Origin of the sequence: Sphingomonas sp. FUKUSWIS1 (assembly GCF_000733135.1) — a bacterium.
Classification (GTDB): domain Bacteria; phylum Pseudomonadota; class Alphaproteobacteria; order Sphingomonadales; family Sphingomonadaceae; genus Sphingomonas; species Sphingomonas aerolata.
Window position 1 is genome coordinate 1 of record NZ_JPJC01000277.1, and the last position, 627, is coordinate 627.

At 66.2% G+C, this 627-nt stretch carries 1 protein-coding gene; it reads left to right on the forward strand.

All coding sequences use genetic code 11. The features are described from left to right. The first annotated feature begins 152 nt into the window (after nt 1-152). Entirely contained in the window at nt 153-590 is a 438-nt protein-coding gene (locus sphsw_RS17640) for a phasin family protein (RefSeq protein WP_031441762.1), read from the forward strand. Nucleotides 591-627 lie beyond the last annotated feature (37 nt).

Consider the following 627-nt stretch of genomic DNA (forward strand, 5'->3'; position numbering starts at 1 on the left):
CGGGCGGGGGAAGGGCGGGTTTTGATTGAGACGCGGTTTCGCGTGCGCGACTAACATTGCGACCGACATTGCGACCGGGCCACAACCGGTTATGCTCCGGCTCCGTCGAAGGTCGATGCAGCAAGCACGCCGGAATGGAGAGGACCGTGATCATGTCAGACGATGTCAAAGCCGCAATCAACAAGGGTGCTGGTCGGGCAAAGGCCGCGACCGATCAGGCCGCCGACGCCGCGAAGACCGCGACCGACCGGATGCAGGCGGATGCGCAGAGCGCGCAGGCCGCGTTTTCGGATCATTTCGGTGAGCCCGCCAAGCGCGCCGGCGAGGCGCTGAAGGAATCGGGACGCAAGATGGCCGAGAACGGATCTACGATCGGCGCGAAGATGATCGACCAGGCCGAACAGAACACGCGCGAGGCGTTCGCGGCGATGCGCGAGGCGGCGTCCGCCAAGGACCTGACCGACGTGATGAAGATCCAGAGCGACTATCTGCGGACACAGAGCGAGCGGAGCATGAGCCAGGCGCGCGAGATCGGCGAGCTGATCATGCGGTTCGGGCGCGACGCGGTCACGCCGATGAAGGGCGGCTGATCATCGACCCGCGCCGGGCCGACAGGATCGGCCCGGC

Excerpts from the sequence above, each read along its gene's own strand:
- sphsw_RS17640 (WP_031441762.1), top strand. The coding sequence starts at position 153 with ATGTCAGACGATGTCAAAGCCGCAATCAACAAGGGTGCTGGTCGGGCA.